This window comes from Shewanella halifaxensis HAW-EB4 (assembly GCF_000019185.1).
GTDB lineage: Bacteria > Pseudomonadota > Gammaproteobacteria > Enterobacterales > Shewanellaceae > Shewanella > Shewanella halifaxensis.
This window is the reverse complement of sequence record NC_010334.1, coordinates 5100324-5123910: the sequence shown is the minus strand read 5'-3', so window position 1 is coordinate 5123910 and position 23587 is coordinate 5100324. Positions and strand designations below refer to the sequence as shown.

The 23587-nt window shown below is 43.6% G+C and carries 25 protein-coding genes; 15 read left to right on the top strand and 10 right to left on the bottom strand.

Going from position 1 to position 23587, the window contains the following annotated elements; all coding sequences use genetic code 11:
* The first annotated feature begins 60 nt into the window (after positions 1-60).
* Entirely contained in the window at positions 61-717 is a 657-nt protein-coding gene (gene elbB / locus SHAL_RS21840; RefSeq protein ID WP_012279263.1) for an isoprenoid biosynthesis glyoxalase ElbB, read from the top strand.
* Between the two features lie 85 nt (positions 718-802).
* On the opposite strand, the gene glpG is transcribed toward elbB, so the two are convergent.
* The 5 genes from glpG to SHAL_RS21815 all read right to left on the bottom strand — a co-directional run bounded on the left by glpG (position 803) and on the right by SHAL_RS21815 (position 5378).
* Positions 803-1642 carry a rhomboid family intramembrane serine protease GlpG gene (glpG, locus tag SHAL_RS21835; RefSeq protein ID WP_012279262.1) on the bottom strand — a complete coding sequence of 280 codons (840 nt, stop codon included), beginning with the start codon at positions 1640-1642 and terminating at the stop codon, positions 803-805.
* Between the two features lie 102 nt (positions 1643-1744).
* Entirely contained in the window at positions 1745-2053 is a 309-nt protein-coding gene (gene glpE, locus SHAL_RS21830; protein ID WP_012279261.1) for a thiosulfate sulfurtransferase GlpE, read from the bottom strand.
* Positions 2054-2181: 128 nt separating this feature from the next.
* Positions 2182-3207 (bottom strand): L-threonine 3-dehydrogenase, encoded by a 1026-nt coding sequence (tdh, locus tag SHAL_RS21825; RefSeq protein WP_012279260.1) that lies wholly within the window; start codon positions 3205-3207, stop codon positions 2182-2184.
* Positions 3208-3292: 85 nt separating this feature from the next.
* Complete coding sequence (locus tag SHAL_RS21820) at positions 3293-4489, bottom strand: glycine C-acetyltransferase (protein ID WP_012279259.1); 1197 nt, start codon at positions 4487-4489, stop codon at positions 3293-3295.
* Between the two features lie 247 nt (positions 4490-4736).
* Positions 4737-5378: a TetR/AcrR family transcriptional regulator gene (locus SHAL_RS21815; RefSeq protein WP_012279258.1), complete on the bottom strand. Its 642-nt coding sequence runs from the start codon at positions 5376-5378 to the stop codon at positions 4737-4739.
* A gap of 176 nt (positions 5379-5554) precedes the next feature.
* Here SHAL_RS21815 and waaA point away from each other — a divergent pair, with 176 nt between their 5' ends.
* Entirely contained in the window at positions 5555-6820 is a 1266-nt protein-coding gene (waaA, locus tag SHAL_RS21810) for a lipid IV(A) 3-deoxy-D-manno-octulosonic acid transferase (RefSeq protein WP_012279257.1), read from the top strand.
* A gap of 100 nt (positions 6821-6920) precedes the next feature.
* Here waaA and SHAL_RS21805 read toward each other — a convergent pair whose 3' ends face one another.
* Entirely contained in the window at positions 6921-7652 is a 732-nt protein-coding gene (locus SHAL_RS21805; RefSeq protein ID WP_012279256.1) for a 3-deoxy-D-manno-octulosonic acid kinase, read from the bottom strand.
* An 85-nt stretch (positions 7653-7737) separates the two neighbouring features.
* Here SHAL_RS21805 and SHAL_RS21800 point away from each other — a divergent pair, with 85 nt between their 5' ends.
* From SHAL_RS21800 to SHAL_RS21780, 5 genes are all read left to right on the top strand, one after another.
* Complete coding sequence (locus SHAL_RS21800; RefSeq protein WP_012279255.1) at positions 7738-8823, top strand: glycosyltransferase family 9 protein; 1086 nt, start codon at positions 7738-7740, stop codon at positions 8821-8823.
* A 58-nt stretch (positions 8824-8881) separates the two neighbouring features.
* Positions 8882-9967 (top strand): hypothetical protein, encoded by a 1086-nt coding sequence (locus tag SHAL_RS21795; protein WP_012279254.1) that lies wholly within the window; start codon positions 8882-8884, stop codon positions 9965-9967.
* Positions 9964-11049 carry a glycosyltransferase gene (locus tag SHAL_RS21790; RefSeq protein ID WP_012279253.1) on the top strand — a complete coding sequence of 362 codons (1086 nt, stop codon included), beginning with the start codon at positions 9964-9966 and terminating at the stop codon, positions 11047-11049. The genes SHAL_RS21795 and SHAL_RS21790 overlap by 4 nt, the downstream gene beginning before the upstream one ends.
* An 86-nt stretch (positions 11050-11135) precedes the next feature.
* Positions 11136-12146: a CDP-glycerol glycerophosphotransferase family protein gene (locus SHAL_RS21785; protein ID WP_083758332.1), complete on the top strand. Its 1011-nt coding sequence runs from the start codon at positions 11136-11138 to the stop codon at positions 12144-12146.
* A gap of 74 nt (positions 12147-12220) precedes the next feature.
* Positions 12221-12937, top strand: coding sequence for a glycosyltransferase family 25 protein (locus SHAL_RS21780; RefSeq protein ID WP_012279251.1), 717 nt, complete (start codon positions 12221-12223; stop codon positions 12935-12937).
* 127 nt (positions 12938-13064) lie between these two features.
* Here the strand turns inward: SHAL_RS21780 and SHAL_RS21775 are convergent, their stop codons facing one another.
* The 4 genes from SHAL_RS21775 to SHAL_RS21760 form a co-directional block, all read right to left on the bottom strand.
* Entirely contained in the window at positions 13065-14051 is a 987-nt protein-coding gene (locus SHAL_RS21775) for a glycosyltransferase family 2 protein (RefSeq protein ID WP_012279250.1), read from the bottom strand.
* 395 nt (positions 14052-14446) lie between these two features.
* A complete protein-coding gene (locus SHAL_RS21770; RefSeq protein ID WP_012279249.1) occupies positions 14447-15412 on the bottom strand; it encodes a polysaccharide pyruvyl transferase family protein in 966 nt (321 codons plus the stop codon).
* 56 nt (positions 15413-15468) lie between these two features.
* Positions 15469-16236 (bottom strand): glycosyltransferase family 2 protein, encoded by a 768-nt coding sequence (locus tag SHAL_RS21765; protein WP_012279248.1) that lies wholly within the window; start codon positions 16234-16236, stop codon positions 15469-15471.
* A 298-nt stretch (positions 16237-16534) separates the two neighbouring features.
* Positions 16535-17614, bottom strand: coding sequence for a glycosyltransferase (locus SHAL_RS21760; protein ID WP_012279247.1), 1080 nt, complete (start codon positions 17612-17614; stop codon positions 16535-16537).
* Between the two features lie 222 nt (positions 17615-17836).
* On the opposite strand from SHAL_RS21760, the gene SHAL_RS21755 reads away from it, so the two are divergent.
* The 8 genes from SHAL_RS21755 to SHAL_RS21725 all read left to right on the top strand — a co-directional run bounded on the left by SHAL_RS21755 (position 17837) and on the right by SHAL_RS21725 (position 23541).
* Positions 17837-18580, top strand: coding sequence for a glycosyltransferase family 25 protein (locus tag SHAL_RS21755; protein ID WP_012279246.1), 744 nt, complete (start codon positions 17837-17839; stop codon positions 18578-18580).
* A gap of 81 nt (positions 18581-18661) precedes the next feature.
* Entirely contained in the window at positions 18662-18823 is a 162-nt protein-coding gene (locus SHAL_RS22875; protein ID WP_012279245.1) for a DUF2986 domain-containing protein, read from the top strand.
* A 151-nt stretch (positions 18824-18974) separates the two neighbouring features.
* Positions 18975-20198, top strand: coding sequence for a sodium/glutamate symporter (gene gltS / locus SHAL_RS21750; RefSeq protein WP_012279244.1), 1224 nt, complete (start codon positions 18975-18977; stop codon positions 20196-20198).
* 142 nt (positions 20199-20340) lie between these two features.
* A complete protein-coding gene (locus SHAL_RS21745; RefSeq protein ID WP_012279243.1) occupies positions 20341-20625 on the top strand; it encodes a BufA1 family periplasmic bufferin-type metallophore in 285 nt (94 codons plus the stop codon).
* Positions 20625-21509 (top strand): MbnB/TglH/ChrH family RiPP precursor modification enzyme, encoded by an 885-nt coding sequence (locus SHAL_RS21740; protein WP_012279242.1) that lies wholly within the window; start codon positions 20625-20627, stop codon positions 21507-21509. The genes SHAL_RS21745 and SHAL_RS21740 overlap by 1 nt, the downstream gene beginning before the upstream one ends.
* Positions 21500-22279 carry an HvfC/BufC N-terminal domain-containing protein gene (locus tag SHAL_RS21735; RefSeq protein ID WP_012279241.1) on the top strand — a complete coding sequence of 260 codons (780 nt, stop codon included), beginning with the start codon at positions 21500-21502 and terminating at the stop codon, positions 22277-22279. The genes SHAL_RS21740 and SHAL_RS21735 overlap by 10 nt, the downstream gene beginning before the upstream one ends.
* A gap of 6 nt (positions 22280-22285) precedes the next feature.
* Positions 22286-22765 (top strand): RNA polymerase sigma factor, encoded by a 480-nt coding sequence (locus SHAL_RS21730; protein WP_012279240.1) that lies wholly within the window; start codon positions 22286-22288, stop codon positions 22763-22765.
* Between the two features lie 2 nt (positions 22766-22767).
* Positions 22768-23541: a hypothetical protein gene (locus SHAL_RS21725; RefSeq protein ID WP_012279239.1), complete on the top strand. Its 774-nt coding sequence runs from the start codon at positions 22768-22770 to the stop codon at positions 23539-23541.
* The last annotated feature ends 46 nt before the right edge of the window (positions 23542-23587 follow it).

The following is a 23587-nucleotide window of genomic DNA, read 5'->3' as shown; positions in this document are numbered from 1 at the left end:
CTGATCAAGCGGTTTATTACATTTCTGTTAAAACAATATGATATATAAAGAGGCTTTTTAATGAAAAAAATAGCGGTTCTTTTAAGTGGCTGTGGTGTTTACGATGGTACGGAGTTACATGAGTCTGTTTTAGCACTATTGGAGATCACTAAATCGGGTGCAAGTTATCAATGTTTCGCGCCTAATATTCCTCAATACCATGTAGTGAGTCATTTAACGGGCGAAGTGCAAGAGAACGAAACTCGCAATGTTTTAGTGGAATCAGCAAGAATTGCTCGTGGTGACATTAAGGCGGTAGATGAACTGAATATTGCTGAGTTTGATGCTTTGGTGATCCCTGGCGGTTTTGGTGCAGCTAAGAATTTATGTGACTTTGCCGTTACTGAAGCTGAGTATTCGGTCGAACCCAGTGTTGAGCGCTTTATTTCACAGTTTGCCAGCGCCCATAAGCCTGTGGGCTTTATCTGTATCTCGCCAATCATGATCCCTAAACTATACGGACATGGGGTGAGTGGCACTATTGGATCCGATGAGGCCACTGCTGCAGCTTTTGAACAACAAGGTGGACAGCATCATGCCGTTTCTGTTCATGATATTGTGGTTGATGAAAAACATAAAGTCGTGAGTACGCCAGCCTATATGTTGGCGAACGATATTGTTGAAGCGCATTCAGGTATTAGTAAATTGGTCGAGAAAGTGTTGCAAATGGCTGAGTAGATTGCCTTAAGCGATAAATTAGCCCGCAAGTATTGCGGGCTAAGCTTTAATTATTAGCGCTTTAATAACTAGCGCTAAAGAGTGGTTAGATTTTACGGGTTTTACTATCGATAAATCCCTGGATTACACCTACAAGTAAGCCACCTAGGTGAGCACCATTAGCGATAGACAAGCCAAACATGTCGGTGAAGCCCAAAACTAGCCAAAGCAGCATAAAGCCGATATAAGCAGGTGGCAGGCCGATGCCTAACTCTGGCCGCTTAACCCCCATCACCCAAGTGTAACCGACTACCGCGTACACCACTCCCGACAAGCCGCCAAAGTTTGGCCCTGCCATATAGTACTGCAAGATATTGGGTAGAGTACCGCCCACGATGAGCAGAATAAACAGTGGGGTAAAGCCGATTTTGTTTTCTATCTTGCCACCCAAATACCACCACCACAGGAGGTTAAAGATGATGTGCATGGCAGAGAAATGCATCAGGCTAGGGGTAAAAAGTCGCCAAAATTCACTTAAGGTCGCAGAGGGTATTGCACCAAAAAATGATAATTGCTCAAAGATTGGGTTGGCAAAACCAAGACTCATTGCGCCGTAGATGATTACACAGACAAAAAAGACTAATAAGGTCAGTGGGCCAGCTCCAGTGACAAACTGGCTAACGAGCTGCAGGCTTGGATTACCGTAATCGAGTTTGGTTTGAGTATTACCATTTTCCCATGACGCCACGAGATACTTTTCGTCGTAGGGGTTGTGAATAAAGGCTTGGAATTCACGATGAGCGCGGTCGAAATGATTTTGATCGTGGATCATTAGTGCCACACCTTGCTCGGTCGGCACCAGCTCACAATCAATGTTCAGCCCTTTGAGGTAGTCAATGAGTGCCTGCGCCGCTCGGCCGTTAGGAAGCCTGCCAATCTCAATCATTCGATTATCCTCGTGCTAGTTTGAGGTAGTTAATGAGAGCCTGTGCTGCTCGGCTGTTTGGAAGCCTGCCAATCTCAATCATTCAGTTACCCTTGTGCTAGTTTATAGATGCGCTAGATGCCAGGCACTGTAACCGCCGTCTAAGCTATAGACATCGTCAAAGCCCTGCTCATTAAGATAGGCGGCTGCACTTTGACTGCTGTTACCATGATAACAAACTACGACGATTGGCAGATCCATATCGGCATCACCAATATAGTGCGCCAAGTTCTCATTGTTGAGGTTAAAGGCGCCGTCGATGTGGCCAGCTTCATAACTTGCAGCATCTCGAATGTCGACAATCTGCAACTCTGCTGATGTTTGCTGCATTTGAATGAGTTCGCTTACGCTTAGGTGTTGAAACGCTGACATAAGAATCCTGAGTTCATGGTGTAGTGACAATATAGTGTAGTAACAAATAGTGTCGTGATAAAAAGGGGCTGCAATACGATAAGTGTATTACAGCCACTATTAGAGATTAAGCTTTAGCAAGCTAAAGTCTAGTCCCAGTTCAGGATAACTTTACCAGATTGGCCTGAACGCATCGCATCGAAACCTTGCTGGAACTCATCGATACTGAAGTGATGAGTGATGATTGGAGAGATATCTAGGCCTGATTGGATAAGGCTGGCCATCTTGTACCAGGTCTCGAACATCTCGCGACCATAAATACCTTTGATGATCAGTCCTTTGAATATCACCTTGCTCCAGTCAATGGCCATCTCACCACCAGGAATACCTAGCATGGCAATCTTACCGCCGTGGTTCATAGTATCGAGCATTGAGTGGAATGCACTTGGTACACCGGACATCTCTAGGCCAACATCGAAGCCCTCAGTCATGCCAAGCTCTTGCATTACATCTTCTAGCTTCTCTTTAGCAACGTTCACCGCACGGGTTGCGCCCATCTTCTGTGCTAACTCTAGACGGTATTCGTTGACGTCGGTGATCACCACATGGCGCGCTCCTACGTGACGACATACTGCTGCAGCCATGATGCCGATAGGGCCTGCACCAGTAATGAGTACATCTTCACCGACCAGATCAAATGATAATGCCGTGTGCACCGCATTACCGAATGGATCGAAGATAGAAGCTAAATCATCAGAGATATCATCTGGAATTTTAAAGGCGTTAAATGCCGGAATAACTAAGTATTCGGCAAAAGCGCCTTCACGGTTTACACCCACACCAGAGGTATTACGACATAGGTGGGTACGTCCACCGCGGCAGTTACGGCAGTGACCACAAGTGATATGGCCTTCACCAGAGACGCGGTCGCCAATAGTGAAACCACGAACTTCTTGGCCCATGCCCACGACTTCACCTACATACTCATGACCCACAACCATAGGTACAGGAATGGTGTTTTGTGACCATTCATCCCAGTTGTAGATATGAACATCGGTGCCACAGATGGCGGTCTTGCGGATTTTAATCAGTAGATCGTTATGGCCCACTTCTGGCTTAGGCGCATCGACCATCCAGATGCCTTCTTCAGGCTTTAATTTGCTCAGTGCTTTCATCTTATAACCTATTACAAGCTTGCTGTTGCAGCTCGATAAATGTCATTCAATAAGGGCTACCTATGTAGCCCTTGTTGGTTTAACTTTAGCCGATAATACCCATCTCTTTTGCGATGCGGGTAAAGGCTTCAATCGCTTTATCGATCTGCTCTTTAGTGTGGGCAGCAGACATTTGCGTACGAATACGAGCTTGGCCTTTTGGTACCACAGGGAAAGAGAAACCGATGACGTAGATATTTTCAGTTAATAGACGGTTAGCAAAATCACCCGCTAACTTAGCATCGCCAATCATCACTGGAATGATCGCATGATCGGCGCCACCAAGGGTGAAACCTGCTGCAGACATCTGCTCACGGAAGTAACGGCTGTTTTCCCAAACCGCTTCACGTAGCGCCTGGCCAGACTTAAGCATCTCAAGCACATGGATAGAGGCCGTCACAATTGAAGGCGCCAATGAGTTTGAGAATAGGTAAGGGCGAGAGCGCTGACGTAACCAGTCGATCACCTCTTTCTTACCTGAGGTGAAGCCACCCGATGCACCACCAAGTGCCTTACCTAATGTGCCAGTGATGATGTCTACGCGATCCATCACTTCGCAATATTCATGTGTACCACGACCTTCTTGACCGACAAAGCCCACAGCGTGTGAGTCATCGACCATCACTAGTGCGCCGTACTTGTCGGCAAGATCGCACACACCCTTTAGGTTGGCGATAACGCCGTCCATCGAGAATACGCCATCGGTAGCGATCATGATATTGCGTGCGCCAGCTTCTTTAGCGGCGATAAGCTGCGCTTCTAAATCGGCCATGTCGTTGTTGGCATAACGGAAACGTTTAGCCTTACATAAACGTACGCCATCGATAATTGATGCATGGTTTAGTGCGTCAGAAATAATCGCATCTTCTGCGCTTAATAAGGTTTCAAACAGACCGGCGTTAGCATCGAAGCATGAAGAGTAAAGAATGGTGTCTTCCATGCCTAAGAATGCGCTAAGGCTAGCTTCTAGGGTCTTATGGATATCTTGAGTACCACAGATAAAGCGTACCGATGCCATGCCAAAACCGTGTGCGTTCAGACCCGCTTGAGCGGCTTTGATAAGCTCTGGGTGATTGGCTAAACCAAGGTAGTTGTTGGCACAAAAATTAATAACTTGGTCGCCATTAACTTCAATTGCAGTTTGTTGAGGAGAAACAATGATCCGCTCACTTTTATACAAGCCTTCGGCTTTTACGTCGGCAAGCTGTTGATTTATTTGGTCGTAGAATGAGGTCTTAGGCACCTTTATTCTCCTTAATTAGCATTATTTTGAGTATTGGAGTGCTGGCATTTTAACCCTAATCGGCGCGGCTCTACAGCCTTTTTTTAAGGCTAAAATAGGGATTATTTAGATTAGGGAATACGTGGAATTTACATTAGCTAAACTAATGATCAACTTTCGAAGGGTTTTTCTGGAAATTAAAGAATTAGTGTAACAAGAGTCACTTAAATTAGCGCATGACAGCTTGTTCATGCGCCTAGATACACCTTTAGAGCATTTGCGAACGGTAGTGCTCTTCTAGTCGTAAAAAGGTGGCTTGCGAACTTGGAGTGGCGTAGGACTTAAATAGCATGATCACTCGCAATAAGCCTTCATATAGTGACTCTTTGGTGATCGAGCCGATGTTTGACTGAGTTTGAGTGAGCTTATAGCTGATCCAAAAGCTAACTAACATTTTTATGGTGTCGGCCAAAGGCTTAAGATCTTCGGGATTAATCGCGAGAAATCCATCTTGGTTTAGTTTTTCTAGTACACCGGTTGAGCGTGCCAATACGTCTTGCTGAGCCTTAAGATAACGATTTTTTAAGGCTTCATCGCGGCTAAGAATGTCGGCAAGGTTGGCATACATAAAGCGGAACTGCCAAAGGGTGTAAAACATCGCATCGAAATAACCGACTAATAGATCAACATCGACCTCTTTATCGACATAGGGCTGAAAACCAGACTCGAGATGTTGCTCATAGAGACTGAATATTGAGCGGATGATGTCTTCTTTATTACGGAAATGGTAGTAGAGATTACCGGGGCTGATATTAAGGTGGGCGGCGATATGATTGGTTGTGATTGCTCTTTCGCCATGTTCATTAAACAACTCTAAACTGGCTTGTACGATTTTGTCACGGGTCTTCATATTCATCCTAAATGATTAATATCCAGTATTATTAACTCGGCATGCCATTGACCGTTAACTGCCTCTATTTATGCCAATCCTGTTTGAATTACACATGTGTAATTACGTTAAGGTTTAACTATCATGTTAGCATTAACGCAATTGTTCAAGTAAAACGCAAGAAAGTAGCAAATTTCATGAATCGTAGCCTCTATTCTTTAGCTTTATATTTAATTAGCCCTCTATTGCTGGTGTATCTTGCTGTGCGCGCCTTTAAAAGCAAAGACTATCGTGGTCGCTGGAATGAGCGATTCGGCCTTAAGTCGCTAAAGCAAACCGATCTCTTGGTACATTCGGTATCAATGGGGGAGACCTTAGCGGCTATTCCTCTAATAAAGCAGATCCAACTGCAACACCCGCAGTTAAGCATTACCATCACCACAACCAGCCCAACGGGCTCTGCCGAGGTTGCACGCGCCTTTGGGAATAGTGTGCAACACTGCTATTTACCTTTCGATCTCGCTTGGTGCGCCAAGCGTTTTGTAAAGCAAGTCGCGCCTAAGTGCTGCATCATCATGGAAACCGAGCTTTGGCCTAATCTAATCCATTACCTTAAACAAGCGGGGACGCAGGTCTTATTAGCTAATGCGCGTTTGTCGCAAAAGTCGGCCGACTCCTACCGTAAGCATCACAAGTTAACCACGCCAATGCTTAAGCTGCTCGATGGTATTGCGGCGCAGTCACAGCAGGCTGCAGAGCGCTTTATCGCTTTGGGTGTTGCGCCGGAACGAGTCACGGTTTGTGGCAGCTTAAAGTTCGATATCAATATCGATAAGCAGCGCATCGATACAGCAATAAAACTCAGAGCACAGTGGCTGGCAACGGATAAACCGGTTTGGGTGGCAGGCTCGGTGCATCCGGGAGAGTTTGATGCGTTAATTATGGCGCATCAACAACTGCTAGCGAAATACCCCAATGCCATGATGGTGATGGTGCCGCGCCACCCTGAGCAATTTGACGCAGCGGCGCAAGCAATTAAGTCGGCAGGGTTAACCCTTATTCGACGTAGCATGGCTAAGCCTGTATTGCCTGAAACCCAGGTTGTATTGGGTAACACCATGGGCGAGTTGTTGACCTTTTATGGCGCTGCCGATCAAGCCTTTGTCGGGGGCTCAATAATCGTCCATGGCGGCCATAATCCACTAGAGCCTGCGGCTATGGGGTTACCTGTGATGATGGGGCCACATTACCGTGATTTTAATGAAATCACTCAGCTACTTGAGTCTGCGGGGGCGCTAAAAGTCGTTGATTCAGCAGAGGCTCTGGCAGAACGCTTGATCTATTTATTCGATGATAAGGCGGCTTATAACCAAGCGAGCGCAGCTGCAAGGGCTGTGGTTGAGCAGAACCGGGGTTCGCTCACAAAGCAGTTGGAGGTAGTGGAGTCGTTTATTAACGGTTAGCGCGAATACCGTTTAGATGGAGCATAAAAAAGGTCTGCAGCTTGTGTAGACCTTTTTTAGTTTGGCTGTGGCTTATCGAGAGATTAAGTTGACAGGAAAGCTACTGATTGAGTTTGGCTTGATAGGCCTGATGCAGTTGCTGCCAATTTTCTTCGGCAAATGCTAAGTTTGCTAGTTTGCTTAGCTCTTTTCTAAAGGAGCGCAGTAAACGGCTCATGTTTGCCTGCTGCCATTGAGCATTCGGCTTTCTTAACTCACCACGATCAAAATCAATCAGGTAAAACTTATCTGCGCAGATAAGAATATTCTTCGCATTGAGATCCGCGTGATAAACGCCGTGATTGTGGAACTCAGCAATCGCTTCACCTAAAGTTTGCCACTGCAGCTCGCTCATCGAAGACTTACTGAGTCTGGCGACTAAATCTTCCGCCCCTTCTACCCGCTCTATGATTAAGTCAGCCCGATAGAACAGACCCGAGCGTTCAACATTGGCGGCGATCGGTTTTGGTACCGCAAAACCTTGATCAAATAGGGTTTCCAGCAGCGCTAATTCCGCCACCGCACGAGTTTTTTCTAATCCGGTAAACAGGTATTGGTCACGGCTAATCTTTTCAATCAAACCACCACGGTAGTAGTGGCGAAGTACCCACTGGTTTTGTTCGCTAGCAACGCGGCTGGCATCGACGAACCAAGTGGTATAGCGCCCTTTAGATGAGCCGGTAATGGCAGATTGCTGGCGCCAAAAGTCGGCACCAAACCAGTTAGGTTCGATATCTGATGGCGTATGTTGGCAATAAGCGATACTGCCTTTAGCGGTTTTTTTAAACTTCATAGGTAGAATTGTAAGCTAAAGCGTGGAACCTACAGGCATTCTACATTAAGATCGGTTAATTGCGCTAAATAACCTTCGAGCACTAATGAGCTTATCTACTTCAAGTGACCATCAGAACCCTAAATCGAGCAGCATAGACTTAAGCAATGCTGAGTCGCTATGCCTATTAAGGCTGTCTGCTATTGGTGATGTTTGCCATGCTGTGGCCATGGTTCAGGCGATTCAGCGTCGCTACCCTCAGCTTAAGATCACTTGGATTTTGGGTAAGGTTGAGTATCAGCTGCTTAAACACCTAGAAGGGGTGGAGTTTGTGATTTTTGATAAATCACAAGGTTGGCGTAGCTACTTCAACTTAAAGCGAGCGCTTAAGGGACGCAAATTCGATGTGTTACTGCATATGCAGATTGCCCTGCGCGCAACCATCGCGTCACTAGCCATCTCGGCTAAAGTACGCATTGGTTTCGATCGTTTTAGAGCTAAGGAAGGTCAATGGTTAGTGACCAATCATGCTATTGAACCTCAGGCGACGCCACATGTGTTGGAAGGCTTTATGGGATTTGCCAAGGCTGTCGGGGTGACGGATTTGACTCCAAGCTGGAGTATTCCTGTACCTGTTGCAGATACTGAGTTTGCTAAGGCGCTTATCCCCGATGGCAGTCGAGTATTGGTGATCTGCGCCGCCGCCAGTAAAGCGGAGCGTAACTGGTTGCCGGAGCGCTACGCTGCGGTGGCTGACTATGCGGTAGCCAAGGGGTATCGCGTTATCTTATGTGGCGGTCCAACACCACTTGAGCGTGAACTTGCCGAGAAGATACAAGCAGCGGCTAAATCAGAATTAGAGAACCAAGTGGGCAAAACCTCTTTGCTGCAACTGCTGGCAGTGCTTAAGCAGGCGAGTGTAGTGTTAGCGCCAGATACCGGCCCCGCGCATATGGCGGTGACTCAGGGCACGCCTGTAATTGGTTTATATGCTCACTCAAACCCAGGGCGTACTGGCCCATATACCTGCTTAGATTCTGTTGTGAGCGTCTACGAGCAAGTCATCGCGGAGCAAAAACAGGGGGATATTCCTTGGGGTACACGTGCTAAGGGCGAGCATTTGATGGAACTGATTGATGTAGACAAGGTGATTACTCAGTTAGATCTCTTGTTACGTCACCCTCAAGCATAAATATTTGTTAGTATGCCCATTAGTATAACGCTTCTTTGCAGTTTGATAAGTTGAGTCAATGACCCTAGCCGCTCCTAAATTTCTGTTTGTTCCTGTATCTTCTGCCGAGGGGGTCGGTGAGTACATGCGCTCACTGATCATTGCCGATGAGGTTAAGCGGCGCTGGCCTAATGCGACGATTCAATTTATTTTAAGTCGCCAGGCACCTTATGCCTTAACGTGTCCCTATCCCGCCGCACTTTTGGATGATACTCCAACCAAGAATATTAAGGCCGTGAATGACTTTATGTCTTTCTTCCTACCCGACTTTGTCATCTTTGATGCATCGGGCCGGCGCTCGCAATTGGTGCATGCAAATAAATTAGGCGCAAAAGTTATTTTCCTGAGTCAGCATAAGCGCAAGCGCAGCAGAGGAATGAAAGTATTGCGAGCGCGAGTGACAGATAGCCATTGGGTTGTGCAACCTGAGTTTGTTATCGGCCCAATTAACTGGTTAGATAGGCTAAAACTTAAGTTAATTGATAAGCCTGAACCGACTGTCACAGGTCCTATCTTTGTTAATCCAAATCGAGATAGCCAAGCAGCACTTTTAAAGCAGTATGATTTAACTGCTGGTGGATTCATTCTGTTTAATGCTGGGTCTGGGGGGCATACCAATAGTCACGGCTATATTGTGGAAGAGTTTGCTCGTGCCGCTGCCAACATCTATCGGGCGACTCAGCTCCCTTGCGTTGTCGTATATGGACCCAATTACCCGAATGCTATGCCAGTAGTCGAAGGGGTGACAGCGATAAAAGAGTTGAATCACTGTGAGCTCATCGATCTACTCGATGCCGCAAAAGTCGCGATATTAAGTGGTGGCGATACATTATTGCAGGCTATTGCACTAAAGATACCGACCTTAGCTGTAGCGGTAGCGAAAGATCAAAATTATCGCCTCAAGGTCTGTAAAGAGAACGGGCTAACTGTGGGAAGTGACAACGATGCTAGGCAGATGTCGGGTGGACTGATTGAATTAATCAAGGCTGAAAATCTAGGTAGATTAGAGGCGGCCTTAGCTCAGTGTGAATGCATCAATGGCTTAGATATAGGTATGAATATCATTACTGATTTGTACCGCAAAAAATTTGGAGTTTCGCAATGAGAATTGCAATCGCGATTGATAGTTTAGCTGGTGGTGGTGCAGAGAAAGTGATGCTAACGCTGGCAAAAGAGTTTACGGAGATGGGGCACGAACCTCACTTCTTAGTTATGACTGATAGCGTCGCGTTTGACATTCCTAATGGATTACCTGTGCATGTTTGTTTTGCCAGTAAGGATAGAGACCTTAAACGTTCATGGCATTTAGCTCCAGCGGTCAAGAAGCTAACCAATAAAATTCGCAGTATCGAGCAAGAGGTGGGTAAATTTGATCTCGTTTTATCTAACTTAGATAAAACTAACCGCTTGATGGTGAAAACTAAGGTTTCACCGTTGTTTGTGGTGGTTCACGCCTCAGTAGAGGAGGAGCTTACACGGCACGCTAAGTTGGGACCTTTTGCGTATTTAAAGAAGCTATGGGCAAAAAAAGCATTAAATGGGCAGCATTTAGTGACAGTGTCTGAAGGCATTGCCAATGAGATTTTGCAGACAAAGCGTATAGAGCCAACCTCTATCCGCTGCATCTATAACCCATTTGAATTTGAAGATATTAACGCGTTATCGCAGCAAGAATCGCAAGGGATCCCTGATAGCGATTATTTGATCCATATTGGCCGATACGTAAAGCAGAAGCGTCATGACGTGCTGTTCCAGTCAATTTCGCAGATGGAGAGTCAAATCCCAGTGGTACTCTTATGTCATAATCCTAAAAAGGCGCTAAAGGCGGCTAAGAAGTTTGGGGTGGGACATAGGGTGATTATTCCTGGTTTCCAGTCGAATCCATTTCCATGGATTAAAAACGCCAAAGCCTTGGTGTTGAGCTCAGACTTCGAGGGCTTACCGACCGTTTTGATTGAGTCCCTAGCCTGTGGTACGCCTGTGGTGAGTACTGATTGCCCTCATGGACCGAAGGAAATAATGACCGGAGAGCTAGCAAGATTTTTAGTACCTCGTCGTGATCCTAAGGCGTTAGCAAGTAAGTTAGATGAAGTTTTGCTATCACCACCATCTTTGGCAGAAGTCGATATTTTAGCAAAAGTACAAGCAGCACGGATTGCTCAAGAGTATTTGGCATTGGTTAAATAAACATTGAAGAGTTTGTGAGGGAAATTGTTGTGAGTGCAAACAACAAACGTTATTTACTGTATATAGCGCAGAATTATTCATATGCAATGTTACGGCCGTTGCAAGCTGCAATTTGGGCTAGAGGCGATGAGGCTCGATGGTTTCTAGAGGGGAACGAGGTCGATCCAGCCTTCTTGAATGCAGCAGAGAAGCGATTGTTAACCATTGAAGAGGTTAAATCTTGGCAGCCTGATGCGGTATTCGTTCCTGGTAATGTGGTGCCGCGCTTTATTCCCGGAATTAAGGTCGGTGTATTTCATGGCTTTAACGCAGGCAAGATGAACCATAGAGGTCGTGAAGATCACTTTGAAATCCGTGATTGTTTTGATCTGTACTGTACTCAGGGCCCTGCAACAACACTGCCTTTTGAGCGGCTTGCTGAAAAGTTTGGTACTTTTAAAGTTGCTGAAACAGGCTGGCCGACACTGGATCCTATGTTTCAACAAGGCTTAGAGCGACCTTACGATATTGAGGGGGACGATAGGCCTGTAGTCCTGTTCTGTTCAACATTTTCTCGTAGTTTATCTTGTGCTCCGGTAGTTTATGAAAAAATTAAGGCGCTATCCGAGCAAGGAAACTGGCGTTGGTTGGTACAGTTCCATCCTAAGATGAGCCAAGATATAGTGGATAAATATAAGGCGCTTGAAAGCGAGAACCTGACGTTTATTGAAACGGATAATGTCTTACCGCTACTAAAAGCTGCAGATGTAATGCTATGCGACACCTCATCGATTTTGATTATGTTCTTGCTGCAGGGTAAACCGGTAGTGACTTTTAACAACCAGACCAATCGCTCGCACCTAGTTAATGTTGAAGCGCTTGAAGATATTGAGCCTGCATTAGAGAAAGTGTTGAGTCATCCACCAGAGCTGATGGCCGAAATTGAGCATTATTGTGATGATATCCACCCATTTCGAGATGGTCAGTCGAGTGAGCGTGTTCTCGCCGCGACTGACAAGCTGATTGAAAATGGTATTGACGATCTAAAACCTAAGCCGATGAATTTATTGCGTCATCTTAAGATGCGTAAAAAGCTGGGTTATTGGAAATTTAATTAGTATCAAACGGTTTGAAGTTCTTAGATTGGTGCTTTGTAATCAGTTGCATCAATCGAGGGCTGGAGAGTTAGTAAGTGAAAGTTTTTGTTATTAGTTTAAAAAGCTCTATAGAGCGACATAAAAAGGTGGCTGAAGCCTTAAAAGAGGTTCCCTTTTCCTTTTTTGATGCTGAAAATATCAAGGATAATCCGCAACATAGTATTTTTTCACTCTATGATAGTCGCAAGACCAAGAGGTATAAGGGTTATGAGTTAACTATCCCTGAATTGGGATGTTTTGCTAGTCATATCTCTTTATGGAAGCAGTGCCTTGCCGATAACGAAGTGTTTTTAATTCTGGAAGATAATTTAGCGTTATTTGGTGATCTAGAGAGTCAGTTAGACAATATTGAGTCATTAACGCATAAATATGGTGTAGTGAAACTGGGTAATGTTTTTGAGAGGAAATTTGTTGATATCGAGCCTATCGATGAGCAGTACAAATTGATTTCAAACTTGAAAGGCGCTTGTGGCACCTCTGCTTATGCTATTACTCCGCAGGCTGCGCAAAACTACCTTAACCAAGTCGATGGTTTTTTTGAGCCAGTAGATGACTTTATGGATAATGAGTGGCGAACAAACCAGACGCTATATAGCTACCACCCTAAGCTAGTCTCTAGAAGCGCCGCGGCGTCAATTATTGGCCTGCGAAAAAATAAAACCAAGTTAGGCATATTTAATAAGCTAACGGTAGAGTTTTATCGACTGTTGAAACAGTTCAAACAGTCAAGATATAACAAAAATCATAAATAGCTTTGTTGTGCACAATCCTGTCATTGAGAGCGACTTTTACATCTTTGTGCAGTCGCTATCAGCTTGAGAATACCTTGATTAAGTTGTGAATGGCAGTTTTTAACACACTTGAGGGCGAGGTAAAATATCAGAAACGCTTGTACTTCAATAAAATTAAATAGCAAACCAACATACGTCTAATCTCTTGCCATTTGTCTTTAAATAAATCACTGAGATTGAGGTTTATTTGTTCTGTTGCCTCGTTGAGTGTTTGGTTCCATCTCTTTTTATCATTTGGAGATAAAAGGCTTTTCCAACTACTATATTTTTTATAAACAGTTCTAAATGTTCTTAATAAATTTTTAGTAGACTGGTAGTTCAGCTTTTTACAATTGAAGTTATGTGATATGTAGTTATTTAGATATAATGCCACGCGAAGTTTGTCACATAGTTTTACATCAAAACTTCTTGTTAATGAGTTTGGGTTGTCATGATAATAATAAATTCCATCACACATGCAAACATTTTTAGATTTTAGATATATAAATCTTGACACCAACTCATCTGCATAGTTAACTCTTTCACCTTTCAAGTATTTATCAACTTCATTATAAGCTGATAGATAGGTATTTTTTTTGACTAATCCATTGGCAGACCAACCCCAGCCATATATGCAATGTGAGAAAGCGTCGAGACCAGTACTACTCAATATATAGTTTGAGGCTCTGTCTACTTTTTTAAGTTGTCTATTACCTTTTTTATCATTGTAAACTAAAGAACTTCTAAACGATATAAAGTCAAAGTCATTATTAACTTTGCCTAACGCCTCAGCTAAAGCATTACTAGATAAACTATCATCTGCATCCAATCTTATCACATAATCATAACTAGCTAGTTTTAAGGCGTTTTTTCTAGATAAATAAATTCCGCTATTATCTTGAGAAGTCAGCTTAATAGTAAATTCGTCAGAATGATCTCTAATGATATCATTTACAATATCAATGCTTTTGTCTGATGAACCATCATCAATAATAATCCATTCAAAGTTTTTATACGTTTGTTTAATTAAAGAGTTATAGCACTTTTTTATATTTATCTCTTCATTGTACATTGGGGTTATTATTGATACTGACATATCCAAATCTCATATAAAAATTTAAATTCATTTGCATTTTATGCATTCTATAAAGCGTTACATATATTTCAATAGGAATATAAAGCTATAAGCTAATGATCATAAGTTGATAGTTTTAGAATTGTAACTGTACTTCTTTTACGTATGTATCTAGACCAAAATGTGTCATCGACACCACCAAAGAAAGGCATATCGCATTGTCAACTTTACCCTGAGGAAACTCTAGAGCTTGTTGGCAGATTACATCAATCAATCGATTGATCAATCTCTGGTAGCTATTTACTTTATGCAGTGTCACCGACGATTTCCTATGCGATGGCCAATTATTAAACGTATCATCATTTTCTATCATAAATAACTTTATAAATTCCCAGTGTTAAAAATAGGCAGTTAGATTATTTTGTTGGCTTTCGCTGTTCATTACTCATGCTGATAAGCGGGTTGCTAGATAACCATTGGTTATAATACGCACCATTTTTTCCGTATGAGTTATCTGCCATCACGACTTGCCTTCCTAGCAATACCGATAAAATGAGGCCATGGAGTCTATCGGTGTGTACGAGTTCATGTTGTAGAAAATAGTTCGAAGATGTAAATAGCAATGCATCTGATTGAATCTTCCAATCTTTTGCTAATTTATATTTCAATATAGGCAGTTTTTGCATCTTTTTGAAATACTTAAGTAGCATATGATCCGATAGCGTTAGCATGTTTACCCAGTCGAATTCTTTTTTGATGAACTCATTGCTAGTGCCACTACTCTCAATATCTTTGCGTTTTAAATTTAATACTCTTTTAACTTGAGTATCTTTATTGATCACTTCTCTTGCATCAACGAGAGGGTGAAGGCTGTGTGCCATATCGGGCATAAGCATCACTTTATCGCTAAAATGTTTGGCAATCTCGTAGGATCTTTTATCTCTCACTAACATGGTGACATCAGGATGAGAGCTAAAAATGTTCGCAGATTTCTCTTGAGCGGCTTTAGACTTGAAGAAAATAGTTTGTGGTAGCAGCACTATCTGTTTGTCTGGATATTGCTTTACAATAGACTCTCTGAGCTTTTGGTGTTTTAGATACAAGTCACCAAAGTTGCCGCCACCGTGCAGCATGATAACATCGGCCTGTTTTAGCTTGTTGTGATTTATATTTTTTTGAAATGCTCTGTGTATGACGTTAACTTCGTGATCATCAATAAACTGTTCAGTTCCTAAATAGATTAATGTATCACCAACATTATAATGTAGGGGAATATCGATATAAGCGACTTTCTTGCCTACTACTAATTTAGCGATTTCTGAATGCTGTTGTTTTAGTTGATCTAAATTTTGTTTCCATGATTGTGTATTTGAATCAATCATATTTAACTACCTTAATTTATTCATGATGTTATGTCTGACTTTCTACTGAACGCTAATTAGCTTCGCTTTTGTTCAATCAACCATAATCCAACATATTTATTAAAGTTCACTTGTGCATACGTCATCGCAACGATGAAGCCAACGCTACCATCTAAGAAGCCTCTACGAATGAAGTAGATATGGAAGAAGGTCCAAATCCCGCGCAGTAAAGCTAACCACAACCCTTTAGATTTTTTTCCTTTACGAGCATATTTTTGTGACCCGAGCCATGCATATTGAGCGGCTTTGTTTAATCCGTGACCGTAATCTCTATGGGTATAATGCAGCAATAGTCCGCCAAGCTTACCCGTTTTTCCTGGAGCTGGTACCACAGTTTCGTGCACCTCATCGAGGGTATAACGAGAGCCTTCTCTTTGGAAAAGGCGCAATACGGCGCGTGCACTTCGGCCATATTTTAGGGTAGTGCCATATAGTGTGACCCCCCAAGGCAGGCGGTACGAGGTTTCTTCGATGCAGTCTTGTGACAACAAATTAGTTATAGCCTGCTTCATCTCATCATCTAATGCTTCATCGGCATCAATAGATAGTACCCAGTCACAAGTTGCTTTATCTAGTGCGCGCTGCTTCTGCTTACCAAATCCTGGCCAATCGGTGATGCTGATGTCGTTGGTGTACTGCTTACAGATACTGACCGTCTCATCGGTTGAGCCACTGTCGAGTACGATAATTTGATCTGCTAAATCTACGATAGATTTTAAGCAAGCCTCAACACGATCTGCTTCGTTTTTAGTAATTAAAATAACGGATAACCGGTGTTTTTTCATAGAGGTATATAAAGTTTAACAATGGGGTAGATGATAAGTGCTCTTTTATGTTTTAAAGAGTGCGAATACGAAAGAATATTTAAGGGGCGATATTATAATTAAATACCAGATAAAATATAGTGTAAATTATGCTCAACAGTGGTTTTTGATACCCTCCCGATTAAAGTTACTTGCGCATAACATTTTTTCGTTATTTAATTTACAGTCATGGTGCAAATATAGGCTATTAATTTGCTCTTTTATAGTAAGTCATATTATTTATTCAGAAAGATTTAAAGCTGGGATAATGGCGTTACAATTATTTATTGTTAGCCAAGTTTATATATTGCTCCGCAACATATTGACTATCAATCACTTTAAATATCTCTGGATTGTTAAGTACTGGTGGATGAGCCAAACATTCTAAGGCCTTTGCTGCTAGCTTAGCTGGCTGACGCCTTGGAACTAAGTATTGTGCTAGGTCCCCTGTTAAAATTTCGCTCGGTCCGTGAGGGCAATCTGTACTGACCACTGGAGTACCACAAATTAGTGCCTCAGCGATAACGAGCCCAAAACCTTCAAAATCAGAGCTGAGTAGCATGAGCTTTGCACGTGCAATCCATGCATAAGGGTTAGATTGAAAGCCGGGCGTAATGATGCGGTCTTCAACGCCATATTTTCTTGCGAGTTTACGGGCCTTTTCTGGTCGATTAGTTAACAAAACTAACCTAGGAGCTGTCGGCATAGCATGCAAAGTTTGAAAGAGGATATCTAGGCGCTTCTGCCTTGTGACACGACCAATATGGATCATAAACGGCTCATTTGGCAGACCGTCAACCTCTTCCATAGCTTTAGCTTTAATATCGTCGATTCGAAATGGATTGTATATGGCCTGTACACTTTGAGGCTTCAACCAACGGGTGCTTCTGAGCTCTGTTGCGATGCCTTCTGATACCGTGATAATGCGCTTTCCTATTAAGGCTTTCGCTTTCTTCCAGCGGCGTAAGAAGTGAATCGGACCGCGTTTTAGCTCCATAATCAATTCTTGCTGAAGTGCACAATGGCAGAAATAGTAACAAGGCTCGAAGTCGCATCCATCCACGACCACATCACAATCTGTTGAATTGCTCAGGAAGAGCGAGAACTTACCATTTTTCTGTTCGATACTATGAATGCACTGTTGCAGTCTTCTTTTTTGAGCCGCCAGTGACAGAGATTTCTGTGAGTCAAAAACATAGTGAATAGTTATGTTTTTGGGAGGGGGGAAGTCGCCTTGATTCTCGAAAACGAAAAGATGCACATCTTGTCCTGCTTCTTGCAAAATCTCGGCTTGAGTTAACGCAACTTTGACTGTTCCGTTTGCATAAAAGTTGTGGCAAAAAATAGCAATCTTTTTCATTCTGCATTTGTCTCTGACATTTTATTAAGGTTGTGGATAATATCAGATGTGCGACTCGTAAGCACAAGCAAAGATAGTGTCTTGAAGCTAGTGAGCTTTGCATTAACGAAGTTTATTATGACTTATCTTAACCCGTCTCGACGGTATTTTATGATTTTTAATACGCTGTCATTCGATTATAATCATTTGCAGATTATTCTATTGAATTATGGTTGCTAGATTATGAAGTGTTTCGTTATTAGCTTGCTAACAGAAAAGAAAAGGCGAGCTCATATCAATCAAGAGTTTTCTTCACAAGCTATCCCGTTTGAGTTTTTTGATGCAACAACCCCGGATCTAAATGAAGCAGAAACAACTCGCCTGCAGATAGCGACTCAAGATACAACCCTAAGTAAAGGGGAGCTATCTTGCCTGTTAAGTCATGTTGCCTTACTACAGCAAATAGTTGATGAATCGATCCCCTACACCGCGATCTTCGAAGATGACATTCATCTAGGTAAGGATGCAGGCCGTTATTTATGTTCAGAAAGCTGGATCCCTAAAACAGCGGAGTTGATTAAAGTTGAGATGTTTAATCATATCGCTAAAGGAACATTTTTAGGTAATCATAAGTTGGCCCTAGGTGCTGAACTCTTTAAGTTACGAGGCAAGCATCTAGGTACCGCTGGCTATATCATTAGTTGCCGTATGGCTGGGCTATTATTGTCTGAAATCCGTCAATATCAGCCAATAGAGGCGATAGATAAGATTATGTTTGAAGAGATGATTACTTCAAAAAAAGTGGTCGCATACCAGCTCCAGCCAGCAATTTGTGCGCAAGATGACATCATCAACAGAAAAAACAGCTTACTCCATAGTAGTTTGAATGATGAACGAATACTGCCAGCTAAGAAAAAGTTGAGTTTAGGGCTAAAAGTTAAGCGTGAAGTGGACCGTATGCTTAGTCGTCGAATTCAATTTAAATAGCCCCATAAATTAATATCTATCTATCTGACGTTATGCGTCGTGTCCGTTATAATTAGCTTTTACCACTTGTGATATCAACCCATGAATCGTACTAAGAAGATCACCTTAAAACATATGAGCAAGCTTAAAAAAGCCAATGCTAAACTGCAAAATAGTAACAAGCCTAAGTACATTTCTAAGGCAGAAAGAGCGCGGTTGGAGGCTTTAGAAGCAGAAAACTCTGAGCAAATAGGCAGCGAATAGGTTGTTTGTTGCGCAAAAAGTCACTTTTCATGATCCAGATGCCATAATTCCGACACGGCTAATATTATTTACCCTAATGAATATGCCAGAATAGCCGGCTAATTTTGGTTTTGTAGGTTGTTTACTACAAAACCTAACGGATAGGAGTTTCATGAATACTGTATATTCAATCGGAGAACTAGAATCGTTTTTGGTCGCCATCTTGGTATTGTTTATCGGCCACTCAGTTAATCGTCACGTTCCTTTTTTCAAAAAATATAACATCCCAGAGCCCATTATCGGCGGCCTGGTTGTCGCAGCAGTGATTACTGTTCTTCATTTTCAGAATATTACACTAGCGTTTTCCTTGCCAATGCAAAACACGCTGATGCTGATGTTCTTCAGCACTGTGGGCCTTGCCGCCAGTTACAGGTTGCTTGCCCGTGGTGGTAAAAAAGTCTTTATTTTTCTTGGCATTGCCTCGATTTACATCATCTTGCAAAATGCGGTGGGTGTGAGTTTGGCGGCTGCATTAGGCTTAGAACCCTTGATGGGATTAGTTGCTGGTTCTATCACGCTATCTGGTGGCCATGGTACTGGAGCTGCTTGGTCGCAGACGTTTGCCGAGCAATACAACATGAATACGCTAGAGTTCGCCATGGCTGCCGCAACATTTGGGTTGGTGATGGGCGGTATCATCGGCGGCCCAGTGGCACAGAGGCTTATTGATAAGAATAAGCTGGAATCTTCTTATGGTATCGGTGGTAACCATCATAAAGACCACCCCGATCTAGTAACCTATGATCAGTTAGAGATCGATAATGTCACCGCTAAGAGTGTGTTAGAAACGCTGTTTATCATCATGCTTTGTGTCGCTGGGGCTAAGTGGGTAGGGCACTTAGTCGCTAGTTTCGATATTAGTTGGCTGAAGATGCCTGACTTCGTGTATGCGCTATTTATCGGGGTGATGATCACTAACTTCACCGAGATGACGCGCGGTTACAAGATGAATAATGAATGTGTCGATATCTTAGGCACAGTCGCCTTATCTCTGTTCCTTGCTATGGCGTTAATGAGCTTAAAGCTATGGGAAATTTTTGACCTCGCGATTCCGCTATTGATCATCTTAATGGTACAGACGGTCGTTTTGGCCTGTTTTGCTTATTTTGTTACGTTTAGAGTGATGGGCTCAAATTATGATGCTGCCGTGATGGCTGGAGGGCATTGTGGTTTTGGTATGGGGGCTACGCCAACAGCGGTTATGAATATGGGCGCACTGGTTTCCCGAAATGGCCCTTCACCACAAGCCTTCATGGTGGTGCCGATTGTCGGTGCCTTCTTTATCGATATCGTTAACTTGGTAGTACTGCAAGGCTATATCAAGTTCATTTTGTAGTAATTTAGTTTCACTTTAAATCAGGCACGCATAAGCGTGCCTTTTTATTGGACTAGAATTAATTTTGATCATGGTGCAATCAATAACGATTTTGATTCGTTATAGATATTGAACATCTTATTAATCAAAAGGACATTCTGATATGAAATCGACTAAAACAGCTGTAGGTGTAACCGTCGCAGGTATTCTTGCCGCCAGCCTTTCTCTGGGAGCACAAGCTGTACCTGAACAGCCCAAAGAATGGGAAAAATGTGCTGGTGTAGCCAAAGCCGGTGCTAACGATTGTGGAGCTTTAGATGGTAGCCATGGCTGCGCAGGCCAGGCTAAAGAAGACAATATGCCTACCGAGTGGATCTATGTGCCAGCAGGAACTTGCGACAAGATAACAGGTGGTGAAGTTAAAGCTGTTAAACCGGCCAAAAGTTAGTGCTTTCATCAAGTATTGCGGGCGCGGGCATAGGTTTGCGTATTCCCCATGTTCAGCAGTTATTGGCCGATGAGGCCATTAAAATACCTTGGCTTGAGGTATTGGTTGATAACTGGCTGGTGGATGGTGGCTTAAATCAGTACCTACTCAACGCCGTAAGTGAGCGTTTTGAGTTAGTTTTCCATAGTGTCGGCCTATCTCTTGGTGGCCCTAGTCCCCTTAACTTTGACTACCTTCGACAGATAAAAGCCTTGAAAGAGCAATGTGGCGCCCATTGGTATTCTGAGCATGCCAGCTTTTCTGGCAATGATGACTTTAAAGTTGCCGACCTGTTGCCATTGCCTTACACCCAAGAGGCGGTGATGCATATCAGCCAACGCATTAAGCAGACTCAGGACTTTATGGGTGAAAGGATTCTGCTAGAAAACGTGTCTACCTATATGAGCTGTCGACACAACGAGTTGAACGAGGGGGAGTTTATCGCTGCTATAGCCGAAGAAGCCGATTGTTACCTGCTGCTCGATATCAATAATGCGTTCGTCACTAGCATTAATCTCGATCAGTCGTTGCAATCCTTTATGGAGGCGATCCCTGTTGAACGAGTGAAGCAGATCCACCTAGCGGGGTTTCACGATAAGGGAGACTATCTGCTTGATGCCCATAATCATCCTGTTGACCCAAGTGTATGGGCGGGATTTAAGGCCTATATCCAGCAGCATGGTGCAATCCCTAGCATGATTGAGTGGGATAGCGACTTGCCGAGCCTAGAGCGATTACTGCAAGAGCGAGATATAGCAGCGGGTATATTACAAGCCGCTAGCACTGGAAGTGTGGGTGACAAGGCTGTTAGTGATACAAGTATTGGTGATGAGCAATGCGCTTAGCCCAGTGGCAGTCTGCATTTATCCATGCTCTTGAGCCTCATGGTAGTGGAGACAGTCTTGCTCAGTTAGTCAATGAGCGAGAACAGGATAGAGTCGAGATCTACCGCAATAATGCTTTTCAAGCGTTATTGAGTGCACTGCAGTTGGTCTTTCCCGTCTGCCAAGCGGTAGTGGGAGAAATCTGTTTTACGCAATTGGTGAGAGGTTATGGCCAGAAGCACCCGTTAATTGACAGTCACTTGAATAGCTATGGACAGCACTTTCCCCAATGGCTAGCACAAGAGGTCAGTCAGCATGCAGCCTTTAAAGAACTGCTGTATTTGCCTGAGCTCGCCCAGTTGGAGTGGCTGTTGAATCAAAGCTATTACGCAATGGATCTAGATAGGTTTATGCAGCCACCGAATTGCACGCTAGAGCAACTAGCTAAACTCAGTGAGCAGGCGCAGCTGCAAGCGGTTTTATTGTTACGTCCAGATTTAGCGTTACTTAGCTGCCATTATCCGGTACAGGAGGTGTGGAATAGGCATAATGCTCAACAGGAGCTCACTGAGCAAATGGGTTCCGGCACCAGTTACCTGTTGATCCATCGAGAGCGCTTTAAGGCGCAGTTTAGCGTCATTGATGCGACTCGTATGCAATTGCTAAACGGGTTATCTGCAGGGCAAACTCTTATGCAAATTGCTGACTCGGAGCAAGATCTTAACCTCTTAGGTGAACTGATTGAGCGTCAGTGGATCTGTGGCTTTCGATTGGCTGTAGAAGCGGACTGAATCGGGATGGATAGAGAGCTGCTACAGAGTTTGTATCGTTATTGCCTTTGCCTCACTGCAAGCAACGCCCAAGCTGAGGACCTATTACAAACGGCCATAGAGAGCTGGCTAAAGGCGAGTAGTCGGCCCGTTCAGTTAAGAGCCTATCTAAGAAAGGTGATCCGCAATCAGTTTATCGATGACTGCCGCAGGCTCAAGCTGGTGGATTTTGAGCCCCTAGACGACAATGCCCCCGCACTACTCGATGAAGCCTGTTTGGAAGAGATTGAAATTCAGCACAACCTCATTGAGCACCTATTTGAGCTTCTCAATTCTGCCGAGAGAGAGGTGCTCTACCTGTGGGCTATAGAAGGGTATAGCGCAGCAGAGATAGCTCAAGAGCTACAGCAACCTCGAGGCACTATCTTGTCACGTTTACACCGTATTAAATTAAAAGCAGCCGCTCTCGTTTTGAATAGTTCGGCGCAAAACATCGGCGGGCAATAGAGATGACCAAAAAGACTGACGCCACCGATATCAACTTTAAAGCCCTCGTTAAACAGCATATTGAAACTCAATCCTTGAGTGGGCAGGGGCTGGCTAGGATGGAAAGCCTATTAGCAGGCGTAGAAACCATTCAACGTCATTTGATAGATGAGTCTGAGTCATCGTTAATAGATACAGATGCAGCTTCTATGGCGCAAAAGGAAGAGCCTGAAGCAGTAGATAATGAGCCTACTGTAAGGGAGAAGAGTCGCAATTGGTATTCGTTACGACTTAAAAGTCTGATCGCGCTTGCGGCGAGTGTACTGCTCTTGGTGCTTAGCGTGCAGTGGTATCCAGAAGTAAACAGGCAAGGAGAGGCAAGGGACAGTCGAGAGCTAGCTGTGAGTGATATAGGAGTAAGAATTGCCGATGAGGTGGCTAAAAACCACATCAAGATGAAGCCATTAGAAGTGCAAACCGCACAGCTGTCACAGTTAAGGGCATATTTCACAGAGCTTGATTTTACACTAGTGAGTTCTAGTCGCATCGATGATGCGAACGAGATGGTTGGTGGCCGTTACTGCTCAATTCAAGGTCTGACGGCTGCGCAGATAAGGTTTGTTGATCGGCAGCAGTCCGTGACCCTATACCAAGTGCAATATGATAAGAGATTATATGGAGAGATCCCAACAATTGAGTCTGGCGAGCCACCGATAGAGCTCGTTGTGAGAGGAGTTGCTGTCGCTATTTGGGTTGAAAAAGGACTATTGATGGCAAGTGCTCGTGCGGCTCACTAAATCTGCCATATAGATATGACGAATAAAGTGAGCCCTGAATACTTGT

Coding starts and splice junctions, on each gene's coding strand:
- SHAL_RS21775 (WP_012279250.1), bottom strand. CDS start 14,051: ATGTCAGTATCAATAATAACCCCAATGTACAATGAAGAGATAAATATA.
- SHAL_RS21785 (WP_083758332.1), top strand. CDS start 11,136: ATGTTACGGCCGTTGCAAGCTGCAATTTGGGCTAGAGGCGATGAGGCT.
- SHAL_RS21760 (WP_012279247.1), bottom strand. CDS start 17,614: ATGAAAAAGATTGCTATTTTTTGCCACAACTTTTATGCAAACGGAACA.
- gltS (WP_012279244.1), top strand. CDS start 18,975: ATGAATACTGTATATTCAATCGGAGAACTAGAATCGTTTTTGGTCGCC.
- SHAL_RS21800 (WP_012279255.1), top strand. CDS start 7,738: ATGAGCTTATCTACTTCAAGTGACCATCAGAACCCTAAATCGAGCAGC.
- waaA (WP_012279257.1), top strand. CDS start 5,555: ATGAATCGTAGCCTCTATTCTTTAGCTTTATATTTAATTAGCCCTCTA.
- tdh (WP_012279260.1), bottom strand. CDS start 3,207: ATGAAAGCACTGAGCAAATTAAAGCCTGAAGAAGGCATCTGGATGGTC.
- glpG (WP_012279262.1), bottom strand. CDS start 1,642: ATGATTGAGATTGGCAGGCTTCCTAACGGCCGAGCGGCGCAGGCACTC.
- SHAL_RS21735 (WP_012279241.1), top strand. CDS start 21,500: ATGCGCTTAGCCCAGTGGCAGTCTGCATTTATCCATGCTCTTGAGCCT.
- SHAL_RS22875 (WP_012279245.1), top strand. CDS start 18,662: ATGAATCGTACTAAGAAGATCACCTTAAAACATATGAGCAAGCTTAAA.
- SHAL_RS21770 (WP_012279249.1), bottom strand. CDS start 15,412: ATGATTGATTCAAATACACAATCATGGAAACAAAATTTAGATCAACTA.
- SHAL_RS21795 (WP_012279254.1), top strand. CDS start 8,882: ATGACCCTAGCCGCTCCTAAATTTCTGTTTGTTCCTGTATCTTCTGCC.
- elbB (WP_012279263.1), top strand. CDS start 61: ATGAAAAAAATAGCGGTTCTTTTAAGTGGCTGTGGTGTTTACGATGGT.
- SHAL_RS21755 (WP_012279246.1), top strand. CDS start 17,837: ATGAAGTGTTTCGTTATTAGCTTGCTAACAGAAAAGAAAAGGCGAGCT.
- SHAL_RS21805 (WP_012279256.1), bottom strand. CDS start 7,652: ATGAAGTTTAAAAAAACCGCTAAAGGCAGTATCGCTTATTGCCAACAT.
- SHAL_RS21765 (WP_012279248.1), bottom strand. CDS start 16,236: ATGAAAAAACACCGGTTATCCGTTATTTTAATTACTAAAAACGAAGCA.
- SHAL_RS21725 (WP_012279239.1), top strand. CDS start 22,768: ATGACCAAAAAGACTGACGCCACCGATATCAACTTTAAAGCCCTCGTT.
- SHAL_RS21745 (WP_012279243.1), top strand. CDS start 20,341: ATGAAATCGACTAAAACAGCTGTAGGTGTAACCGTCGCAGGTATTCTT.
- SHAL_RS21730 (WP_012279240.1), top strand. CDS start 22,286: ATGGATAGAGAGCTGCTACAGAGTTTGTATCGTTATTGCCTTTGCCTC.
- SHAL_RS21815 (WP_012279258.1), bottom strand. CDS start 5,378: ATGAAGACCCGTGACAAAATCGTACAAGCCAGTTTAGAGTTGTTTAAT.
- glpE (WP_012279261.1), bottom strand. CDS start 2,053: ATGTCAGCGTTTCAACACCTAAGCGTAAGCGAACTCATTCAAATGCAG.
- SHAL_RS21790 (WP_012279253.1), top strand. CDS start 9,964: ATGAGAATTGCAATCGCGATTGATAGTTTAGCTGGTGGTGGTGCAGAG.